Raw genomic sequence first — 20,780 nt, forward strand, 5'->3', positions numbered from 1 at the left:
GTTCCCCGCGCCGTGCAGGGTATTCGCCGCTTCCGGCCTCCTCGCCGCGCTATCGGCCGCAGTGTAGCAACTCGTCGCGGCACGCTTCCCCGCGTGGCCGGTTCGGTAACATAATTGCAACAATCCGCTGCCGTCGCGCAGCTCCGGCAGCAGGCTCGCTGCGAAGTCGACGACAGGCGCATCCATGTTCTCGTTGCAGACGATTTTCGGCAAGGGCGACAAGTTCTACGGACTCCTGGAAGCGAGCGCGGATGCGGCGCGCGAATCGGCCGCGGCGCTGGTGCGCATGCTGCAGGCGCGCCCGGCGGTACCGTCGCTGGACGAATTCATGCTGGCACGGCGGCGCGAGAAGGACCTCTCCGCGCAGATCAGCCAGGAGCTGGTCAACACCTTCGTCACCGCGCTCGAACGCGAAGACATCGAGGCGCTGTCGGCCGCGCTGAACAAGATCACCAAGGCGATCGCGAAATTCGCCGAGCGCTACGCGCTCGCGGCCGGCCGCCTCGGCGACGTCGACTTCGGCGCGCGCGGCATCCTGCTCGAGAGAGCGGGCGAGGTGATCGCGCAGATGGTCGCGCAGCTGCGCAAGGGCATGAACCTCGAAACGATGAAGGCGCTCAACGATCGCTTGCAGGCGATCGAGAACGAGGCGGATCGGTTGCTGCTGGAGCTGTACCGCGATCTCTACGACGGGCGCCACGATCCGATTCGCATCCTGCTGCTGAAGGACTTGTTCGAATTGCTCGAAAAAGCGATCGACCGTTGCCGCGACGCCGGCAATGTCGTGTACCAGATCGTGCTGAAGAACTCCTGACGGCTGCGGACGAGGATCGGGTATGGAGCTGACGCTCGTCCTTGCGGTCGTCGTGATCGCGTTGGTGTTCGAATACATCAACGGCTTCCACGACACCGCCAATTCGATCGCGACCGTGGTCGCGACCAAGGTGTTGAGCCCCGGCCAAGCGGTGCTGCTGGCCGCGTTCATGAACCTGCTCGGCGCGCTCGCCGGCACGGCGGTGGCGAAGACGATCGCTTCGGGCCTGATCGACACCAATCTGGTGGCGGTCACCCCCGTCGTCCTGATCTGCGCGCTGCTCGGCGGTGTGATCTGGAACCTGATCACTTGGTGGTGGGGGTTGCCGTCGAGCTCGTCGCACGCTCTGGTCGGCGGCCTCTGCGGCGCTGCGCTGGCTGCCTCGCACGGCAACTGGGACGCGATCATCTGGGCCCAGGGCGGCACTCATTGGTGGGGCGAGAAAGGCATCGTGCCGAAGGTGATCGTGCCGATGGTGACCTCGCCGGTGGCCGGCTTCGTGTTGGGCCTATTGCTGATGGGGCTATTGTTTTCGCTGATGGATTTCCTCGGCAGCCGCAGCGGTCCGCTGCAGCGGTTCGGCCGCACTCGCTTCGCCAACCAGTTCTTCGGCAAGGCGCAGCTGGTGTCGGCCAGCGCGATGGGCTTGTCGCACGGGCTCAACGATGCGCAGAAGACGATGGGCATCATCGCTTTGGCGTTGGCCGGCGCGACGGCGGCCGGCAGCTTCGACGGATTGCCGTCATGGCTGGCGTTCCTCCGCGTCGAGGACAGCGCTTCCAAGCCGTTCGAGATCGCGCTGTGGATCAAGCTGCTGTGCGCGATCGTGATGGCGGCCGGCACCGCCGCCGGTGGCTGGCGCATCATCAAGACGCTCGGCCACAAGATGGTCAAGCTGCATCCGATCAACGGCTTCGCGGCGGAAACCGCATCGGCCAGCGTAATCCTCACGGCTTCGCATTTCGGCATCCCAGTGTCGACCACGCACAACATCTCGGCCGCGATTCTCGGCGTCGGCGTGGCCAAGCGCGCCAATGCGATCCGCTGGACCGTGGTCGAGCGCATGATCTGGGCCTGGATCTTGACCCTGCCGGTCACGGGCACCTTGGCTTGGCTGCTCGTGCGCGGCGCGCGCTCGCTCGGCTGGGCGGATTGATCCGGCCGAACGCGCCGACCGTCTGACCTGCATCGCAATCGTCGCGGCAGGTTTGAGACGGAAATCTTGCGGGACTATAGTCGCGGCTCGCTTCAGGGGGAGCCGCCATGACGTATCCAGTTAGCGCGGGATTTGCTCGCGCGATCCTCATCGCCGCGGTCGTTTTCAGCCGCTCGGTCTTGGCCCAATGGTCGGCCGATCCAACCGCGAATCTGGTCGTCTCCGATGTCGGAGTCTTGATCGTGGAGCCGTCGTTGGCGCCGACGTCCGATGGCGGCTTCTATGTGAGCTGGTACGTCCGACCGCCGAACATCGACGTTGGTTTGCAGCGGCTCGATGCGGGCGGCCACGCGCTGTGGGCGCCTGGCGGCATTCGCATCGGCGACTTGACGCCGGCCGAGACGGAGCCGCGTCACTTCATCGCGGTCGACGCCGTCGACAACGTCTATCTCGCCTTCGTTTGTGACGCGGACCCGCCAGCCCGATTGCGTGTCGCCCTGCACAAGATCCGCCCCGACGGAACCGCGGCCTGGGGCGCGGACGGCCTCACCGTCGCGATCTTGGCGAAAATCCACAGCGAAGATCGGCCCCGCGTCGCGGTCGCCAGCGACGGCGGCATCGTCGTCGCCTGGACCGAAGGCAGCGATGCGCGCGTGCAGAAATTCAACGCGGACGGCGTCGCGCAATGGGCGCCCAGTGGCGTGCTGATCGGTTCGAACGGTTATATCGAGGGCTTGCAGCCGGCGGACAACGGCAGCGTGATCGCGTTGTGGCGAATGCCGGCCGACCCGCCTTCGCCTTCCAAGAACATGCCGGTCGCGCAGAAGCTGGCCGGCAAGAACGGCGCGGGCCTGTGGAACGGCGGCGTTCCGGTTCGCGTCTTCGGACAGGGGCGCGTAGCCAACGGATCTTCGCTCGTCGCGGACGGCCGCGGCGGCGCGGTGTTTTGGGCGGATATGGTCGGTATGGGCGGACCGGGCAACGGTCCCTACTTCGTTCGCGTGCAGCATCTGGACGGCGATGGCCGCCCATTGCTGGGAACCGACGGTGCGGCCGCGTCCGCGGCGCAGGCAGACGGAATGAGTCGAGGCAATTCCGCCGCGGCCTTCGATGTTGGCGACGGGAGCATTTATGCGGTTTGGCCGCAGAGCGTCGCTTCGCAGGAGGGGGGCAACGGCGTGAACGGCGTCTTCGCACAACGCATCGACGCGTCGGGGAATCGTGTCTGGGGCGAGGCCGGCAAAACGCTGATAGCCCCCATCCCCGGCCTTGATTTCGATCGCGAGGTTCCGGAAGTCGGCGCCTTGGTACTGCCGGGCAACGGCATGCTGGCGAGCTGGCTGACTGGAGACCCTGCTGTCTTCGATCACCGGGTCACGGTGGCTCGCCTCGATGCGGGCGGCGACTATGTCTGGCCGAGCCAAGCGGTCGACATTAGGAAAGACGGTTTCGCCACGTTCCTGGTCGGCGCCCGCAGCCGCAGCGGATTCGCAGCTTATGCGTGGGCGAACTCCGACCTCAAAGGCGAGCCGTCCTGGATCAATGTGCAAGACATCGGCTTCGACGGCGCGCTCGGCCTTTCGCCGCCGGATTCTGTCTTCTCCAATGGCTTCGAGGTTCGCTGAGGAGCGGCAGGCCGCAGAGGGAGCCTGCCGGCTTGCGCCGGACCCGAGTCGATCGCGGCGATCGAGGCCGTCGGCTCAGAACGAATCGCCGCCGCTGGAAATCGCCTGCTCGAGGCGGTCGCCGAGTCCACCCAGTTCAGCCACCACGCGATCGAGTTCGGCTTCGGTCAGCAAGGCGTACGGGCGGTTCTCGCACAGTTGCAGGTAGGGCGAACCTTCCAGATCGCTGACCGCGAGGTAGCCGGTGCGCTGCTCCCAGTTGAAACGCAGGCAGCGCAGGCCGTCCATGCCGGTAAACGGGCCGATCGGTGTCGAAATGCGCAGGTACTTCTCACCGTCCTCGTCGTCCATCTCGGCCAGATAGACGCCTTGGTGGCGATCGTGGTCGAGGGTCAGATCGAAGCTGATCAGATACGGGTCGTTCGTGCGCAGCGTGTGGCGGGCGCCGACATGGGAGCGGATCTGTTCGAAACTCTGCATGGCGGTGGCTTCCTTTGAAGACTGCAAAGCCGGACATCTTGCCACGGATCGCCGGTCGTATCGCCTGCCGCGCATCCGGATGCCGGCTGCGCCGATCGCTCCCGGAGCGGCCGGACGGGGCACTTCCCGCGGCCGAATCCGGCCGCCGTTTATGCTAGCGTGCCGCGCCGATGAAGTCAGACGAACCCGCTTCCGAACACAAGGCCATCCTGCGCGCGATCGCGGCGATTCCTGCGGGGCGCGTCGCCAGCTACGGCGAGATCGCCGCGCGCGCCGGTCTACCGCGACGCGCGCGCCTGGTCGGGCGTGTGCTCGGCGAAACGCCAGCGGGTGTGGTGCCGTGGTATCGCGTACTGCGTTCGGACGGCCGCATCGCGTTTCCGCCCGGCAGCCGTGCCTTCCGCGAGCAGGTGCGGCGTCTCGCCGCGGAAGGCGTGCTGGTCAAGAACGGGCGTGTGGATCTCGTCGCGCACGGCTGGGAGCGCAACCTCGACAGCCTGCTGTGGGGACCGCCGCCGCCACCGCCGGCAAAGAAACGCGCCGCGCCGCGCAAACGCTGATCCGCTTCCGAGTGCGCGTTGCGTCATATTCGCGGCGCACGAATCGCGCTAGATTCCGCGCGCAATGGGGCATTGTCTATTTGTGGAGACGAACGTGATGCCGTCTTGGTTTAGGCGCCTGCCTTTGATGGCGGCGCTGGTGAGTGCTGTGGCCTTGCCGGCCGCGGCGCAAACCTTGAGTCACCGGCCCGACGCCGGCTTCCGCGGCGGTTTCGAAAGCACGGCCAGCGGCCCGGACAACGACGCGGACGCCGCGCGCTTCCTCGCTCAGGCCAGTTTCGGCGCGAGTCCGGACGACATCGCGCATCTGCGCTTGGTCGGCTACGAGGGCTGGCTGGCCGAGCAGTTCGCGGCTCCGACGGCGACCCAGGCGCAATATCTCGATTGGGTCGCCAGGACCTTTCCGGACGAATACCTCTACGACAACACGCGCGTGGAGATTTGGGCGATCAATTCCGCCGGCACGCCCGATCCGAGCCGCAGCGGCGCGATCCCGACCGATCAGCTACGCCAGCGCGTCGCTTTCGCACTGAGCGAGATCTTCGTCGTCTCCAACAGCAACGGTACGCTCAATTCGGCGCCTTGGACGCTGGCGAGCTACTACGACATGCTCGCGACCGATGCATTCGCGAACTACCGCGTTCTACTCGAGGACGTGACCAAGCATCCGGGAATGGGCATTTTCCTCAGTTCGATCCAGAACCGGAAAGCGGATGAGGAACTGAACATCCACCCGGACGAGAACTACGCGCGCGAAATCCTGCAGCTGTTCTCAGTCGGTCTGGTGCAGCTCAATCCCGACGGCACGCCGAAGTTGTCGGGCGGACAGCCGATTCCGACCTACGACCAGACCACCGTGCGCGGCTTCGCCGCGGTCTTCACCGGCTGGAACTGGAACAACACCGGCTGCAACGAAACCGACAGCTGCTGCGATGCGGACAGCTATCTCTATTGCGGCGCCGGCAATACCGATGCACCGAACTGGCGCCTGCCGATGCAGCCGGTCGAGGCTTATCACGACGGCAGTTCGACCAAGCAGCTCCTGGTCTACCCCGGCGTCGCGCTCGGCGGCGGCGTATTGCACGGCATTCCGGACGCGCAGCTGGAGCTCGACGCGGCGCTCGACAACATCTTCCATCATCCCAACGTCGGCCCGTTCGTCGCGACACGCTTGATCCAGCGCCTGGTCACCAGCAATCCGACGCCGGCCTACGTGCAGCGTGTCGCGCAAGTATTCGCCGACGACGGCAGCGCGCAGCACGTGCGCGGCAATCTCGGCGCGGTGGTGCGCGCGATCCTGCTCGATCCCGAAGCACGCTACGGCCAGTGGCAGCGGCCCGACACCTTCGGCAAGCTGCGCGAGCCGTTGTTGAAAGCGACGCATCTGTGGCGTGCGTTCAACGCGCGCTCGCACAGCGGGCGACTCGGCAATCTGAACACCTGGCCGTGGATCGAGGACTGGTACGGACAAGCGCCGCTGCGTTCGCCCAGCGTCTTCAATTTCTTCCGCCCCGACTACAAGCCGCCGGGCGAGCCGTTGACGCGCGATCTGTACGCGCCGGAATTCCAGATCCTCAGCGACACCATGGTGGTGGCGACGCCGAACAATCTGTACCACCAGATCTTCTGCTTCTTCACCAACAACGATCGCTGCTGGGGCGCTGCGGACCCGGCCACCTTGCAGATGAATCTCGATCAAGACGCAGCGCTCGCCGCGAGCGATCCGGCGCAACTGGTCGATCAGTACAACACCCTGCTGATGGCCGGGCAGATGTCGCCGTTCATGCGCGACGTGCTGATCCGGCGCTTGAACGCGATCGAAGAAAACAGCGCCGATCATCCGCTCGGCCGCACGCGCGTGCAGCACGCGTTGTATCTGATCTTCAATTCGCCCGAATACTCGATCCAGAAGTGAGCCGAGCCATGCACGTGAATCGTCGCGAATTCCTGCGCAAGAGCGTGTGTGCCGCGCTCGGCGGAGCGAGCCTGTACTCGGCACTCGGCAATCTGAAGTTGGTCGCCGCCGCCGCCAATGCGCGCAGCTTCCGTTTCAACGACTACAGGGCGCTGGTCTGCGTCTTCCTCTACGGCGGCAACGACAGCTTCAATACGATCGTGCCGATCAGCGGACAGGCGCGCAACGACTATCAAACCTCGCGCGGAGAGCTCGCTCTGCCGGTCTCGGATCTGGTGCCGCTGACGCCGCTATCCGGCGGTGGTCCGGCCAACTACGGCCTGCATCCGGCGATGAAGGATTTGAGCGGAACGCAAATCGGCGGGGCCGCCGCCAACGCGGGGCTGGGCAGTCTGTTCAACGGCGGGCGCGCGGCGATCGTCGCCAACGTCGGCGGCCTGTTGTATCCGGTCACCCAAGCGCAGTATCAGAACGGCAGCATGCCGTTGCCGCCGCAGCTGTTCTCGCACGAGGATCAGGCCAACCAATGGCAAACCTCGCGCCCGGACGACAGCAATGCGAACGGCTGGGGCGGGCGCATCGCCGATCTGCTGCGCTCGGCGAATACCGGCGCCGTGCCGATGAGCATCACCTTGAGCGGCGGCAACCGTTTCCAGCGCGGGGGCATCGTCAATCCGTATTCGATGGATCCGTCCGGTGTGTCGCGCATGAGTTATCACGACAACGGCGATGAATGCTGGATCGCCGGCTGCGACGACAGCGGCAACGCCGACGCCTACAACGCGCTGATCGCACCGGGTACGCAAGCGCACGTGCTCGAGCGCGCGTTCGCCGGCACCGCGACCGGTTCAATCGCGAACTACCGCATCATCGCCGAAGCGCTCGGCGATGCGCCGACCTGGACCACACCGTTCCACGACACCGATTTGGGTAACCAGCTGCAGATGGTCGCGCGTCTGATCGGCGCGCGTTCGGCGCTCGGTATGAGCCGGCAGGTGTTCTTCGTCTCGGCCGGCAATTACGACACGCACAGCGATCAACAGTCCAATCAGCAATACAACCTGGTCGAACTCTCGCAGGCACTGAAGGCGTTCTACGATGCGACCGTGCAGCTCGGCGTCGCTGACTCGATCACCACCTTCACCGCGTCGGACTTCGGCCGTTCGCTGGCGGTCAACAGCAGCGGCACCGATCACGGCTGGGGCGGTCATCACTTCGTGATCGGCGGTGCCGTGCGCGGTCAGCGCTACTACGGCACGATGCCGTCCTTGGCGCGCTACGACGACGATCATCCGTCCAGCAATCCGGACGATACCGGCTACGGCCAGATCATTCCGACGCTGGCGGTGGACCAATACGCGGCGACCCTGGCGCGCTGGTTCGGCGTCGACGCCGGTGGCATTACCGACGTGTTCCCCAATCTCGGCCGCTTCGCCAGCGCCGATCTCGGCTTCATGAGCTGATGCGGGCGAGCGCACGCGTCGCCTGCGCCTGCGCGGGATGGCTGATTACTCTCGCGCTCGACGCCGGCGCGACGATCCACGTCGTGCGGGCGAACCCCGACATGACCTTCAGCCCGGCTGAAATCACGATCTACCAGGGCGACACCATCGCCTTCGAGAACGCCGGCGGCGTGCACAACGTGCACGCGGACAACGGACGTTTCGTCTGCGCCGTCAACTGCTCGAACAACAATGCGCCGAGCGACGTGCTCTGGCGCGCGACGGTGCGGTTCCCCCAGCTCGGCCGTTACGGCTATTACTGCGACGCGCACGGCGATTTGACCTCCGGCATGCGCGGCGTGGTCGAGGTGATCGACCGCGTATTCGTCGATGGTTTCGAGACGCCCTAGACCGGTCGGGCCGGTTTTGCGGCACAGCTGTCGCTTTCGGTCGCGTTCTTGCGTTACTCGTATTGAATCGGACCGGCGCAGGCTGCATGCTCGGCATTTCGTGCCTGCGCCGCAGCGGGTTTGCAGCTGTGGCGAAGCACCGGCAGGACATCATGGCGATCGATCTTCCACCCGTCACGCGCGTATTGCTGTTCGCGAACATCGCCGTGTTTCTGCTGCAGCAGGTCACCGGCAATCTGCTGATCATGCACTTCGCGCTGTGGCCGCTCGGTCCTTCGCCTTATACCGACGTCGTCGGCTTCAAGGCCTGGCAGCTGGTCAGCTACGGTTTCCTGCACGGCAACGTCGCCCACATCGTGTTCAACATGCTGGCGCTGTGGATGTTCGGCGGTGCGATCGAGCGCTTGTTCGGCTCGCGTCCGTTCGCGTTCTACTACTTCGTCTGCGTGATCGGCGCGGCGCTGGCGCAGCTGGCGACGGTGCGCTACTTCACCGGCGGCTTCTACCCGACGCTGGGCGCGTCGGGCGGCGTGATGGGCCTCTTGCTCGCGTTCGGCATGATGTACCCGCATGCACGAGTGATCGCGCTGTTGTTTCCGATTCCGATGCCGGCCTGGCTGTTCGTCATCCTCTACGGCACCTTGGAACTCTTTTTCGGGGTCACCGGCACGGAATCGGGCGTGGCGCATTTCGCGCACTTGGGCGGGATGGCGTTCGGTTTCCTGCTGATCCAGTACTGGCGCGGCAAGTTTCCGTTGAAGCCGCGCCGCATCCTGATGCGCTGAGGAGCAGTCGCTCGTGCCGAGGCGCCGTTCCGGTATCAGAGTCGGTCCGTTGCGGCAGTCGCGTCGAGGTTGAAATTGGCGCGCCGCGCGGTGCCGGGAGCGGCGCCGATGACGCGCTTGAACGCCCGGCTGAAGGCGGCCTCCGAGTCGTAGCCGAGCCGGTTCGCGATCTCGCCGACGGTGGCATCGCTCTGCCTCAGCCAGACCAGCGCGGTTTGCATCGACCAGCGCAGCACGTAACGCATGGCCGGTTCGCCGACGAGTTGAGTGAAACGCTTGGCGAATACCGAGCGCGACATGCCCACGTGGGCGGCCAGGGATTGCAGTGTCCACGGCGTGGTCGGATTGCGATGCACGGCGGCGATCGCACGCCCGATCTGCTTGTCGCGCAGCGCGCCGAGCCAGCCGCTGCGTGCGGCCGGGTCGCGTGCGATCCAGGCGCGCAGAACCTGGATGACGAGGATGTCGGCCAGGCGCGTGATCACCGTTTCGCCGCCGGCGCGCCGTTCGCGCGCCTCGTCGGCCAAAAAGCGCAACGTGCTCTGGATCCATTCGGTTTCCGGCGCGCTGCCCCACGCGCTCACGCCGATGGTCGGCGGCAACAACCGGACCAGCTGGCGCGCGGCCGGATGGTCGAACTCGACTACGCCGCAGATCGCCGTCGCCGCTGCGCCGCCGCCGCCGTGGTGGAGGATTTCGTAGCGCTCGCCGACCAACTCGCGTTTGAGATCGAACAAGGGCGCACCGGCGAGCCCGGGCGCGCTCGACAACGTATGGCCGGTGCCATGCGGGATCAGCACGAGTTCGCCCGGGCGCAGCGCCTGCGGCGGCATGCCGGCGACTTCGACCCAGCCCGCGCCATCGGTGAAGAGGTGGAACATCATGCAGTTGGGCAGTGGCGGCAGGGCCAGCGACCACGGCTCGGTGAATTCCGAGCGGCAGTAGAGCACACCGCTCATACGCAGGAAGTGCAGCGCGTCGCCGAGCGAATCGGCTGCCGTGGATGAGGGCAGGGTAGGCATGGATGCAGTCTATCGGCTATTGCAGAAACGTCCATCTAAGAAGACGAAAAAGCAAAAATACGATACTGGATGCCATTGTTGATACTTATCCTTCTCGTCAAAGTATCTCCCACCAAACATCCACACGACGGGAGCCACCATGCAAGCGACGACCCTGGTAATCGGCGGCAACGGCAAGACCGGCCGGCGCGTGATCGAACGTCTGGAACAGGCCGGCCGGCCGGTGCGCATCGGTTCGCGCCGCGCCGCGATTCCGTTCGATTGGGACGATCGCGCCACCTGGAGCGCCGCACTGCGCGGCGTGCAAGCGGCCTACATCACCTATCAACCCGACCTGGCCGTGCCGCAGGCGCTGGCCACGGTGAGCGCCTTCTTCGAGCAGGCCATCGCGGCCGGCGTCGGCAAGCTGGTGCTGCTGTCGGGGCGCGGCGAGCCCGAAGCGCAGGACGCCGAGCGCGCGCTGCAGGCGACCAATGTCGACTGGACGATCCTGCGCGCCAGTTGGTTCCAGCAGAATTTCTCCGAGAGTTTCTTCCTCGATGCCATCCTCGCCGGCGAGACGGTGCTGCCGGACTCGCTCGCACCCGAGCCCTTCGTCGACGTCGAGGACGTCGCCGACATCGCGCTCGCTGCGCTCACCTCCGACGTGCATTCGCGGCGGCTGTACGAACTCACCGGTCCGGAGGCGATCACTTTTCGCGACGCCATCGCGCAGATCGCGCTCGCGTCGGGACGCACGGTCGACTTCGTTCCGGTTTCGATGGAGGAATACCGCGCCAAGCTGGTGCGCCAGCAGATTCCACCCGAGTTCGTCGAACTGGTGACGTATCTGTTCACGACCGTGCTCGATGGACGTAACACGCGCACGGCAGATGGCGTGCGCGAAGCGCTCGGCCGCGCGCCGCGCCGTTTCTCGGGCTATGTGCAGCGCACCGCCGCCAGCGGCGTCTGGGGAGCACACTCATGAGCTTGCGCTTCGTGCCGATCCTGATCTTCGTCGCCGCCATCGCCAGCGGACTGGTCGCCGGCGTGTTCTACGCCTTCTCCTCGTTCGTGATGCCGGCGCTCGCGCGCATTCGTCCCGATCAAGGCATCACCGCGATGCAGTCGATCAACGTGACCGTGATCAATCCGAATTTCATGTTGGCCTTGTTCGGTACCGCTTTGCTCGGTGTGCTGCTCGCGATCGTCGCGGTGATGCGCTGGGATCAGCCGGGGCAGATCTATGTGCTCGCGGCCGGTCTCGCGTACGTGCTCGGCACGGCCGGCGTCACGATGGTCTGCAACGTGCCGCTCAACGACGCCTTGGCCGCGGTGCAGGCTGACACGCCCGATGCCGCGCTGGTGTGGGCGCGCTTCCTCACCGAGTGGACTTTCTGGAACCACGTACGCACGTTGGCGGCCGTGGTTGCGAGCGCCTTGTATCTTCTGGGCTGGGGCGCGAAATAGCCGGCGTGATGCCGAAGCCTTTTCTTTCTGACGTAGGAGAGCTTTTCATGTATCGCCTTCCAATTGCATTGGCCCTCGCCGTACTCGCAAGCGTGCCGATCCTGGCTCACGCACAGGCCACGACGTCTGCCGCGCCCGCCGATTGCAGCGCCGTCTCGATCCCCGACCAGAAGAAGGACGAAGACACCATTCGCCGCATCGAACAGGGCTGGCTGACGGCGGAATACCGCGGCAATCGAGCCTATCTCGAATGCCTGCTCGAGCCGGACTACCGCACATCGGGACGCAACGGCGCGCTGCGTTCGCGCAAAGACGTGATCGACCGCGTCTCGCAGACCACCGACCCGGCACGTGAGGTGCCTACACTCGAGGTCATCGCCATCGTGCACGGCGATGCCGCCTCGGCGCATTCGATCATGCGCACGAAGGACAAGGCGGGCAATCCGCGCGAGGTCCACTTCGTCGACTCCTACACCTTCCACGACGGACGCTGGCACGCCTTCAGCGGCGCCGATCTCTGAGCGCGAGCGTCGCTCGGCGCGTCGTCGTCGCGCCGAAGCGGCGCATGGCGAGCGGGTGCGCTATGCTCGCGCACTCGCCCGACTTCGCGCGCGGGCCGATCGTTGCAGAGGTCTGTTGCCCGTGCCGTCGATCGCCACCGATGAAATGCTCAATGCGCAGGCGCAAGCCGTCGCCGAATGCCTGCGCGCTCGCGGGCAGACCCTGGTCGCCGCCGAATCCTGCACCGGCGGTTGGATCGCCAAGGTGTTGACCGACATCGCCGGCAGTTCGCAGTGGTTCGAATGCGGTGTGGTCGCCTACAGCTACGAAGCGAAAGAAGCCTTGCTCGGCGTTCGTCCGCAGACGCTGGAGCGCACCGGCGCGGTCAGTCAGGAAACCGTAATCGAAATGGTATCCGGCGCGCTCGCGCGCTACGGCGCCAGCGTCGCGATCGCGGTCACCGGTGTCGCCGGGCCGTCCGGCGGCACGCCGGACAAGCCGGTCGGCACCGTCTGGATCGGCTGGAAGAGACGCGGCGGCTACGCGCGCTCGGAGCTGTATCACTTCGACGGCGACCGCGAAGCGGTGCGACGCCAGACCGTCGCTGCCGCGCTCGAAGGCGTGCGCCGGATTCTTACGAGCTGACGCGCGATTCGCGCCTCGACGCCGACGGACGCTGTGGGATAATCGCGGCGAATCGGAAGTCTTAGTTGCTGAGACTTCCCCGCGGCACAGTCGCCGCATGAACATCCACGAGGACTTCGCAATGGACGACAACAAGCGCAAGGCGCTCGCCTCCGCACTGAGCCAGATCGAGAAGCAGTTCGGCAAGGGCGCCGTAATGCGCATGGGCGACAAGGCCGACGAGGCGATCGACGTCGTCTCCACCGGCTCGCTCGGCCTCGACATCGCGCTCGGCATCGGCGGTCTGCCGCGCGGGCGCGTGGTCGAGATCTACGGACCGGAGTCTTCGGGCAAGACCACCCTGACCTTGCAGGTCATCGCGAACTGCCAGCGCAACGGCGGCACCGCCGCCTTCGTCGACGCCGAGCACGCGCTCGACCCGAGCTACGCGGAAAAGCTCGGCGTCAACGTCGACGACCTGCTCGTTTCGCAGCCCGACACCGGCGAACAGGCGCTCGAGATCGCCGACATGCTGGTGCGCTCGAACGCGGTCGACGTGGTCGTGATCGACTCGGTCGCCGCCTTGACCCCGAAAGCCGAAATCGAAGGCGAAATGGGCGATTCGCACGTCGGCCTGCAAGCGCGCCTGATGAGCCAGGCACTGCGCAAGCTGACCGCGAACATCAAGAAGTCGGGCACCCTGGTCATCTTCATCAACCAGATCCGCATGAAGATCGGCGTGATGTTCGGCAACCCGGAAACGACCACCGGCGGCAACGCGCTGAAGTTCTATGCGTCGGTGCGTCTGGACATCCGTCGCATCGGCTCGGTCAAGCGCGGCGAGGAAGTCATCGGTTCGGAGACGCGCGTGAAGGTGGTCAAGAACAAGGTCGCGCCGCCGTTCCGCCAGGCCGAGTTCGAAATCCTCTACGGCGAAGGCTCTTCGCGCGAGGGCGAGCTGATCGAACTCGGCGTCAACCACAATATGGTCGACAAGTCCGGCGCTTGGTACAGCTACAACGGCGATCGCATCGGCCAGGGCAAGGACAACACGCGCCTTTACTTGAAAGAGCATCCGGAGATCGCCGCGGCGATCGATGCGCAGCTGCGCGCCAAGCTGCTGGTCAAGAGCGGGCAGTCGCCGCTGCCGGCGGTCGAGGTCGAAGAAGCGTGACGAACACAGCAGGAGCACGTGCGATGTCGAGATCGACGCCGCTGATCGCGCGCGCCGTGTTTCTGCTTGCAGCGAGCTTTGCCGCTGCAGCGGGTGCGGCGGACGCGCCGGAGCAGGGCGGTGCGCTGCGGCCGCTGGTCGGTGGCATCTGGATCGCCGGGCAAATCTCGCCGCAGCAGGTCGAAGAACTGAAGGCGCAAGGCATCAAGGCGATCGTCGATCTGCGCCCGGACGGTGAAGCGCCCGAACAGCCGTCGTCGAGCGCGATCGACGCTGCCGCACGCAGCGCCGGTTTGAGCTTCACGTACGCACCGGTGACTGGAAGCGACATTCCGGCCAGTGCGGTCGACGCGGTTTCGCGCGCAATCCTGCGACCGAACAGTACGGTGCTGCTCTATTGCAAGAGTGGCCGTCGCGCCGCCCGCACCTGGGCGCTGGCCGAGGCCTCGCGTGCGGGCGGCCTGGAAGCCGACGCGATCGAAGCGGTGGTGACTTCGGCCGGACAATCGGTCGACGATCTCAAGGAACAGATCGCCGCGCGCATTGCGACACGACCGAAGCTGCCCTAGGCGAGCGCTCGCTCGAAACGGCGCGCCATGCCGCGACGCTCCCCCGACAAGCCCGCCAAGCGCAGCGCTTACGAACAGGCGCTCGGCCTGCTCACGCGGCGCGAACATTCGGCGCGCGAGCTGAACGTCAAATTGCGCGCAGGCGGGCAGGACGGCGAGGCGGCCGAGGAAGCGATCGATCGCCTGCGCACGCAGCACTATCAGGACGACGAACGCTTCGCCGCCAGCCTTGCGCGCCGCCGCGCCGCGCAAGGCTACGGACCGCTGCGCATTCGCGCCGAGCTGAAATCGCACGGGCTCTCTGAGCCGGCCATTCGCACCGCGATCGCCGCGGTTGACGTCGATTGGCTGGCCGCTGCGGTGGCGCAGCTGCGCCGGCACGGCGGCGCCAAGCCCCGTGCGGGCGCCGCAGAACGGGCCAGGAACGCGGCGTTTCTCTTGCGCCGCGGCTTCGATACGGCGACAGTACGCGCCGCCACACACGCCGAAACAGGCGATCCGAACGGGGAGATCGGTTGATCGCCCGCCGTCTGGGCCGCATCTTCGGCGTGTCCGTTTTTCCGACGCCCGATTCCACCATTCCGATTCCCGCCGCATGAAAACTTCCGAAATCCGCACCGCTTTCCTGGAGTTCTTCCGCTCCAAGGGGCACACCATCGTGCCGTCGAGTTCGCTCGTTCCGTCGAACGATCCGACCTTGCTGTTCACCAACTCCGGCATGGTGCAATTCAAGAACGTATTCCTCGGCAGCGAGAAACTGAAGTTCGTGCGCGCGGCCGACGTGCAGCGCTGTCTGCGTGCCGGCGGCAAGCACAACGATCTCGATTCGGTTGGCTACACGGCGCGCCATCACACCTTCTTCGAGATGCTCGGCAACTGGTCGTTCGGCGACTACTTCAAGCGCGAGGCGATCGCTTGGGCGTGGGAATTCCTCACCGGCGTGTTGAAGCTGGAAAAGGATCGCCTTTGGGTCACGGTCTATCACACCGATGATGAGGCCTACGCGATCTGGAACGAGGAGATCGGCATCCCGGCCGAGCGCATCGTGCGCATCGGCGACAACAAGGGTGCGCCGTTCGCCTCGGACAACTTCTGGCAGATGGCCGACACCGGTCCGTGTGGTCCGTGCACCGAAATCTTCTACGACCACGGTGCCGACATCGCCGGCGGTCCGCCCGGCTCGCCCGACGAAGACGGCGATCGCTACATCGAGATCTGGAATCTCGTGTTCATGCAGTTCGACCGCGCCGCCGACGGCACGCTGAGCAAGCTGCCGGCGCCGTGCGTGGATACCGGCATGGGGCTGGAGCGTCTCGCCGCGGTGCTGCAACACGTGCATTCGAACTACGAGATCGATCTGTTCCAGCTTCTGATCCGTACCGCCGCGAAACTGACCGCCACCGATGATCTGGAGAACAAGTCGCTGCGCGTGATCGCCGATCACATCCGCGCCTGCTCGTTCCTGATCGTCGACGGCGTACTGCCGTCGAACGAAGGGCGCGGTTACGTGTTGCGCCGGATCATCCGTCGCGCATTGCGTCACGGCTACATGCTGGGTCAGAAGCAGCCGTTCTTCCACGCGATGGTGCCGGCGCTGATCGAGGCGATGGGCGAGGCGTATCCGGAACTGCCGGCCAAGCGCGAGCTGGTCGAGCAGGCGCTGAAGTCGGAAGAAGAGCGCTTCGGCGAGACGCTGGAGCAGGGCATGAAGGTGTTCGAAGAGGTCGCCGCCAAAGCGGCCGGTACGATTCCGGGCGAAGCGGCATTCCGTCTGTACGACACCTATGGCTTCCCGGTCGATCTCACCGCCGACATCGCGCGCGAGCGCGGCCTCACGGTCGACATGGCCGGCTTCGAGGCGTCGATGGAGCAGCAGCGCGAAACCGCGCGCGCGGCCGGCAAGTTCTCCGGCGGCCTGACCCTGCCGGCACAGCTCGCCGCGCAGTTGGCGCCGACCGTCTTCCTCGGCTACGAGCGCACCGAAACCGAGAGCGGTGAAGCGCGCGTGGTAGCGATTCTCAAAGACGGCCGCGCGGTCGAATCGGTGAGTGCGGGCGAGGAGGCGGTGGTGCTGCTCGACCGCACGCCGTTCTACGCGGAATCGGGCGGACAAGTCGGCGACACCGGCCTTCTCGACGCCAAGGACGTCAGCTTCGACGTCGCCGATACGCGCAAGCTCGCCGGCCAATATCACGCGCACGTCGGTCGCGTGCGCGTCGGTCGTCTCGGCGTCGGTGATGCGGTGCACACCGCTGTCGACGCCGCGCGTCGCGCCGCGATCGTGCTCAATCATTCGGCTACGCATCTACTGCACGCGGCTTTGCGCACGGTGCTCGGCACGCACGTGCAGCAGAAAGGCTCGCTGGTCGCGCCCGATCGCCTGCGCTTCGACTTCTCGCACTTCGCGCCGCTGACGCCGGAGCAATACGGCCGCGTCGAAACCCTCGTCAACGACGAGGTTCGCCGCAACGTCGCCGCGGACGTGCGCCACATGGCCTACGACGAGGCGATCGAGTTCGGTGCGCTCGCGCTGTTCGGCGAGAAGTACGGCGACGAAGTGCGCGTGCTCAAGATGGGCGATTTTTCCACCGAGCTTTGCGGTGGCACACACGTCTCGCGCACCGGCGACATCGGCCTGTTCAAGATCGTCTCCGAAAGCGGCGTCGCTTCCGGCGTGCGCCGCATCGAAGCGATGACCGGCGCCGCCGCGTTGCACAACGTCAACGACGACATCGAACGACTCGACGAGGTCGGCGCGCTGCTGTCCGCGCACGGCGACGAAGTTCTCGACAAGCTGCATCAGCTGCTCGATCGGCAGAAGAAGCTCGAGCGCGAGCTGGAATCTTTGAAGGCGAAGGCGGCCAGCTCCGCCACGCAGGATCTCGCCGCGTCGGCGCACGAAGTCGCCGGCTTCAAGGTCGTCGCCGCGCGCGTCGATGGGCTGGATGCGAAGGCGCTGCGCGAAGGCGTCGATACGCTCAAGCAGAAGCTGGCCGATTGCGTCGTGCTGCTCGCTGCCGCGGCCGACGGCAAGGTCGCGCTGGCCGGTGGTGTACACGGCGCCGCGCTCGGCAAAATCAAAGCCGGTGAAGTCGTCGCGCACGTCGCCGCACTGATCGGCGGCAAGGGCGGCGGACGGCCGGATATGGCGCAAGGTGGAGGCGTCGATTCGCCTGCGCTCGATGCTGCGCTCGCCGCATTGCCGTTGTGGATTTCGCAGCGTTTCCAGCAGTAAGCAAATGTAAAGAAGACGGGCGTTTGATGCGCTGCGTTTCGTTGCGCCTATGGCAGGCGTTCGTTAGTATCGAACGGTCGAGGTATCGCCGCACCGCCCTTGGGCGTCTAGAACGGCGAACCGGTTTACGACAGGGGGGAGCGGCAGCAGCGAGGGAGGCTGCTTGGTTCCCGGAGTCCTCGGGCGCGCTCGGGTGAGCGGTTGCATGCGCCAAGAGAACTCATCGGACCGACAATCGTGTAAGGAGAGCACCACATGCTTATTTTGACTCGCCGCGTCGGCGAGACGCTGATGATCGGCGACGAGGTGACCGTCACCGTTCTAGGCGTCAAAGGGAACCAGGTCCGCATAGGGATCAATGCGCCGAAGGACGTGGCGGTGCATCGCGAGGAGATTTATCAGCGCATCAAGCGCGAGTTGGCTCCGGGCGAAGAACCGCCGGAAGGCGGCGGTCCGGCAACTTGAGCTTTACCGGCGCCGATGAGGCCGGTATCCTTCGCGACCCTCGCTTTCGAGCGCTCCGCACTTTCGACATACCGGTGAAAGTTTCGGTGAGCGGAGGCGGCGAGATCGGCCTCAAGGCCGCTTTCGGGGAGACAGGAAGTCGACCGCAAAACGCGCCATGGATGGACGGTTCGCTAGAAAATACGGAGAGATGCCCGAGAGGCCGAAGGGGCTCCCCTGCTAAGGGAGTATAGGGTCAAAAGCTCTATCGAGGGTTCGAATCCCTCTCTCTCCGCCAGACTCAAACCCCCGCGTTCGCGGGGGTTTTTGTTTGTGCGCCGTGCGGTCGGGCGGGCCGGACCGGCAGCGCCGGTTGCCCCTATACTGTGCGGCCTACCGCAGCGCACAAATTTGCCGTGACCCAAGAACTCGCGACGATCGTCGACTTCATCCGCTACGGCGCCAGCCGCTTCGGTGCGGCGGGACTCACTTTCGGCCACAGCTACGACAACGCCCTCGACGAGGCGACGCATCTGGTCCTGCACGCCCTGCATCTGCCGCACGATCTGGCGCCCGCATACGGCGCCGCGCGGCTGATCACGGAGGAGAAGCGCGCCGTGCTCGAACTGATCGAGCGCCGCATCGCCGAGCACAAGCCGGTCGCCTATCTGACCGGCGAAGCCTGGTTCGCCGGGCTCAAGTTCAAATCCGACGGCCGCGCGCTGGTGCCGCGCTCGCCGATCGCCGAGTTGATCCAGTCCGGCTTCTCGCCGTGGCTGGACGAACGCCCGGTCGAACGCGCGCTGGATCTGTGCACCGGCTCGGGCTGCATCGGCATCGCGATGGCGGCGCACAACCCGGACTGGCAGGTCGACCTCGCCGACATCAGCGACGACGCGCTCGCGCTGGCGCGCGAGAACGTGGCGTTCCAGGATGTCGGCGATCGCGTACGCGTGATCCGCTCGGATCTCTTCGCTGACCTCGGCGGCGAGCGCTACGACCTGATCGTCAGCAATCCGCCCTACGTGACCGAACAGGAATACGCCGCACTGCCGCCCGAATACGGCCACGAGCCGGCGTTAGGCTTGCGTGCCGGCGACGACGGCCTGGATTTCGCCTTGCGCATCCTCGCTGCCGCACCGGATCACCTCAACGACGATGGCGTGCTGATCGTCGAGGTCGGCGAGAGCGAACGCGCGCTGGTCGAACTGCTGCCGCAGCTGCCGTTCAACTGGATCGAGTTCAACGTCGGTCAGATGGGTGTGTTCCTGCTCGACCGCCGCGATCTGCTCGAGCATGCGGCGGCGATCCGTGCCGCGGCAAAGGCGCGGCGCTGACGGCGAGGTCTCGCCGAATCGGAGCGATCCTGCGTCGCGCCTCGAACCGAAGCTCGAATCCGGCGCGCGCCGGGATGATGAAAATGTAAATTTTTCCAAAGTCCACGATTTCCGCCGCCCATGTCCAGCAACTCGTTCGGTCAGCTCCTCAGCGTCACCACCTTCGGCGAAAGCCACGGACCGGCGATCGGCTGCGTGATCGACGGCTGCCCGCCGGGACTCGCGCTGGCGAGCGAGGACTTCCGCACCGATCTCGATCGCCGCGCCACCGGTCGCAGTCGCTACACCTCGCAGCGGCACGAGACGGACGAGGTGGAAATCTTGTCCGGCCTCTATCAAGGACGCACCACCGGCACGCCGATCGCGCTCTTGATCCGCAACGTCGACGCGCGTTCGAAAGACTACGGCGATCTGGTCGAAACCTTTCGCCCCGGCCATGCCGACTACACCTATTGGCAGAAGTACGGCATCCGCGACCCGCGCGGCGGCGGACGCTCGTCCGCGCGCGAGACGACCATGCGCGTCGCCGCCGCGGTGATCGCCAAGAAATGGCTGGCCGAGCGTTACGGCGTGCGCGTGCGCGGCCACCTCGCGCAGATCGGTGAATTGACGCCGCAGGCGTTCGACTGGGACGCGGTCGAGCGCAATCCGTTCTTCTGGCCCGACGCGGCGATGGTCGACGAACTCGAGGCTTACGTGAATCGGCTGCGCAAATCCGGCGATTCGGTCGGCGCGCGCGTCACCGTCGTCGCCGACGGCGTGCCGCCGGGTTGGGGCGAGCCGATCTACGGCAAACTCGACGGTGAACTCGCCGCCGCCCTGATGTCGATCAACGCGGTCAAGGGCGTCGAGATCGGCGCCGGCTTCGCTTGCGTCACGCAAAGAGGCAGCGAGCATCGCGACGAGATCACGCCGCAAGGTTTCCTCTCCAACCACGCCGGCGGCATCCTCGGCGGCATTTCGAGCGGGCAGAGCGTGGTCGCCTCGATCGCGTTGAAGCCGACCTCGAGCATTCTGATCCCCGGACGTAGCGTGAATCTCGCCGGCGAGCCGACCGAAGTCGTCACCAAGGGCCGCCACGATCCCTGCGTCGGCATCCGCGCGACGCCGATCGCTGAGGCGATGGTCGCGCTGGTGCTGATGGATCAAGCGTTGCGCCATCGCGCGCAATGCGGTGATGTCGGTGCGGTGGTCCCGCGCATTCCCGCCTCGGCCGAGCGCGCATGAGCGACCGACCG

At 65.9% G+C, this 20,780-nt stretch carries 21 protein-coding genes and 1 tRNA gene; 20 read left to right on the forward strand and 2 right to left on the reverse strand.

The features are described 5' to 3' along the window. Nucleotides 1–184: 184 nt before the first annotated feature. The 3 genes from AC3QL3_RS06425 (at nucleotide 185) to AC3QL3_RS06435 (ending at nucleotide 3,595) form a co-directional block, all read left to right on the forward strand. A complete protein-coding gene (locus tag AC3QL3_RS06425; RefSeq protein ID WP_492897549.1) occupies nucleotides 185–814 on the forward strand; it encodes a DUF47 domain-containing protein in 630 nt (209 codons plus the stop codon). 22 nt (nucleotides 815–836) lie between these two features. Further along, nucleotides 837–1,970: an inorganic phosphate transporter gene (locus tag AC3QL3_RS06430; RefSeq protein WP_492897550.1), complete on the forward strand. Its 1,134-nt coding sequence runs from the start codon at nucleotides 837–839 to the stop codon at nucleotides 1,968–1,970. 386 nt (nucleotides 1,971–2,356) lie between these two features. Beyond that, nucleotides 2,357–3,595, forward strand: a complete 1,239-nt coding sequence (locus tag AC3QL3_RS06435; RefSeq protein WP_492897551.1) for a hypothetical protein — start codon at nucleotides 2,357–2,359, stop codon at nucleotides 3,593–3,595. A 75-nt stretch (nucleotides 3,596–3,670) separates the two neighbouring features. Here the strand turns inward: AC3QL3_RS06435 and AC3QL3_RS06440 are convergent, their stop codons facing one another. Then, nucleotides 3,671–4,075, reverse strand: coding sequence for a hypothetical protein (locus tag AC3QL3_RS06440; RefSeq protein WP_492897552.1), 405 nt, complete (start codon nucleotides 4,073–4,075; stop codon nucleotides 3,671–3,673). Nucleotides 4,076–4,245: 170 nt separating this feature from the next. On the opposite strand from AC3QL3_RS06440, the gene AC3QL3_RS06445 reads away from it, so the two are divergent. From AC3QL3_RS06445 to AC3QL3_RS06465, 5 genes are all read left to right on the forward strand, one after another. Beyond that, on the forward strand, nucleotides 4,246–4,635 hold the full coding sequence (locus AC3QL3_RS06445; protein WP_492897553.1) for an MGMT family protein: 390 nt from the start codon (nucleotides 4,246–4,248) through the stop codon (nucleotides 4,633–4,635). 97 nt (nucleotides 4,636–4,732) lie between these two features. After that, nucleotides 4,733–6,550 carry a DUF1800 domain-containing protein gene (locus tag AC3QL3_RS06450; RefSeq protein ID WP_492897554.1) on the forward strand — a complete coding sequence of 606 codons (1,818 nt, stop codon included), beginning with the start codon at nucleotides 4,733–4,735 and terminating at the stop codon, nucleotides 6,548–6,550. Nucleotides 6,551–6,558: 8 nt separating this feature from the next. After that, the gene (locus AC3QL3_RS06455; protein ID WP_492897555.1) at nucleotides 6,559–8,013 is read left to right on the forward strand and encodes a DUF1501 domain-containing protein; all 1,455 of its coding nucleotides are present in this window, start codon (nucleotides 6,559–6,561) and stop codon (nucleotides 8,011–8,013) included. Beyond that, nucleotides 8,013–8,402, forward strand: a complete 390-nt coding sequence (locus tag AC3QL3_RS06460; protein ID WP_492897556.1) for a cupredoxin domain-containing protein — start codon at nucleotides 8,013–8,015, stop codon at nucleotides 8,400–8,402. The genes AC3QL3_RS06455 and AC3QL3_RS06460 overlap by 1 nt, the downstream gene beginning before the upstream one ends. A gap of 152 nt (nucleotides 8,403–8,554) precedes the next feature. Then, a complete protein-coding gene (locus tag AC3QL3_RS06465) occupies nucleotides 8,555–9,187 on the forward strand; it encodes a rhomboid family intramembrane serine protease (RefSeq protein WP_492897557.1) in 633 nt (210 codons plus the stop codon). A gap of 35 nt (nucleotides 9,188–9,222) precedes the next feature. On the opposite strand, the gene AC3QL3_RS06470 is transcribed toward AC3QL3_RS06465, so the two are convergent. Next, nucleotides 9,223–10,209, reverse strand: a complete 987-nt coding sequence (locus tag AC3QL3_RS06470) for an AraC family transcriptional regulator (RefSeq protein ID WP_492897558.1) — start codon at nucleotides 10,207–10,209, stop codon at nucleotides 9,223–9,225. A gap of 139 nt (nucleotides 10,210–10,348) precedes the next feature. Here AC3QL3_RS06470 and AC3QL3_RS06475 point away from each other — a divergent pair, with 139 nt between their 5' ends. The 12 genes from AC3QL3_RS06475 (at nucleotide 10,349) to aroC (ending at nucleotide 20,769) form a co-directional block, all read left to right on the forward strand. Beyond that, nucleotides 10,349–11,176, forward strand: coding sequence for a Rossmann-fold NAD(P)-binding domain-containing protein (locus AC3QL3_RS06475; RefSeq protein WP_492897559.1), 828 nt, complete (start codon nucleotides 10,349–10,351; stop codon nucleotides 11,174–11,176). Next, entirely contained in the window at nucleotides 11,173–11,658 is a 486-nt protein-coding gene (locus AC3QL3_RS06480; RefSeq protein WP_492897560.1) for an anthrone oxygenase family protein, read from the forward strand. Before AC3QL3_RS06475 ends, AC3QL3_RS06480 begins: the two co-directional genes overlap by 4 nt. Before the next feature lie 47 nt (nucleotides 11,659–11,705). After that, a complete protein-coding gene (locus AC3QL3_RS06485; RefSeq protein WP_492897561.1) occupies nucleotides 11,706–12,179 on the forward strand; it encodes a nuclear transport factor 2 family protein in 474 nt (157 codons plus the stop codon). Nucleotides 12,180–12,324: 145 nt separating this feature from the next. Further along, nucleotides 12,325–12,804 carry a CinA family protein gene (locus AC3QL3_RS06490; protein WP_492898878.1) on the forward strand — a complete coding sequence of 160 codons (480 nt, stop codon included), beginning with the start codon at nucleotides 12,325–12,327 and terminating at the stop codon, nucleotides 12,802–12,804. 121 nt (nucleotides 12,805–12,925) lie between these two features. Next, a complete protein-coding gene (gene recA, locus AC3QL3_RS06495) occupies nucleotides 12,926–13,957 on the forward strand; it encodes a recombinase RecA (protein WP_492898880.1) in 1,032 nt (343 codons plus the stop codon). Between the two features lie 23 nt (nucleotides 13,958–13,980). Continuing rightward, entirely contained in the window at nucleotides 13,981–14,526 is a 546-nt protein-coding gene (locus tag AC3QL3_RS06500) for a protein tyrosine phosphatase family protein (RefSeq protein WP_492897562.1), read from the forward strand. Nucleotides 14,527–14,553: 27 nt separating this feature from the next. Continuing rightward, nucleotides 14,554–15,045 carry a regulatory protein RecX gene (locus AC3QL3_RS06505; protein ID WP_492897563.1) on the forward strand — a complete coding sequence of 164 codons (492 nt, stop codon included), beginning with the start codon at nucleotides 14,554–14,556 and terminating at the stop codon, nucleotides 15,043–15,045. Between the two features lie 76 nt (nucleotides 15,046–15,121). Continuing rightward, entirely contained in the window at nucleotides 15,122–17,761 is a 2,640-nt protein-coding gene (gene alaS / locus AC3QL3_RS06510) for an alanine--tRNA ligase (RefSeq protein WP_492897564.1), read from the forward strand. Between the two features lie 255 nt (nucleotides 17,762–18,016). After that, on the forward strand, nucleotides 18,017–18,226 hold the full coding sequence (gene csrA / locus AC3QL3_RS06515) for a carbon storage regulator CsrA (protein WP_492897565.1): 210 nt from the start codon (nucleotides 18,017–18,019) through the stop codon (nucleotides 18,224–18,226). A 184-nt stretch (nucleotides 18,227–18,410) separates the two neighbouring features. Next, nucleotides 18,411–18,503 (forward strand) — tRNA-Ser (locus AC3QL3_RS06520). A 118-nt stretch (nucleotides 18,504–18,621) separates the two neighbouring features. Beyond that, nucleotides 18,622–19,542 carry a 50S ribosomal protein L3 N(5)-glutamine methyltransferase gene (gene prmB / locus AC3QL3_RS06525; protein ID WP_492897566.1) on the forward strand — a complete coding sequence of 307 codons (921 nt, stop codon included), beginning with the start codon at nucleotides 18,622–18,624 and terminating at the stop codon, nucleotides 19,540–19,542. Between the two features lie 120 nt (nucleotides 19,543–19,662). Next, entirely contained in the window at nucleotides 19,663–20,769 is a 1,107-nt protein-coding gene (gene aroC, locus AC3QL3_RS06530; protein ID WP_492897567.1) for a chorismate synthase, read from the forward strand. Nucleotides 20,770–20,780: the final 11 nt, after the last annotated feature.

It is taken from the genome of Dokdonella sp. GW821-FHT11D02, from assembly GCF_058808595.1.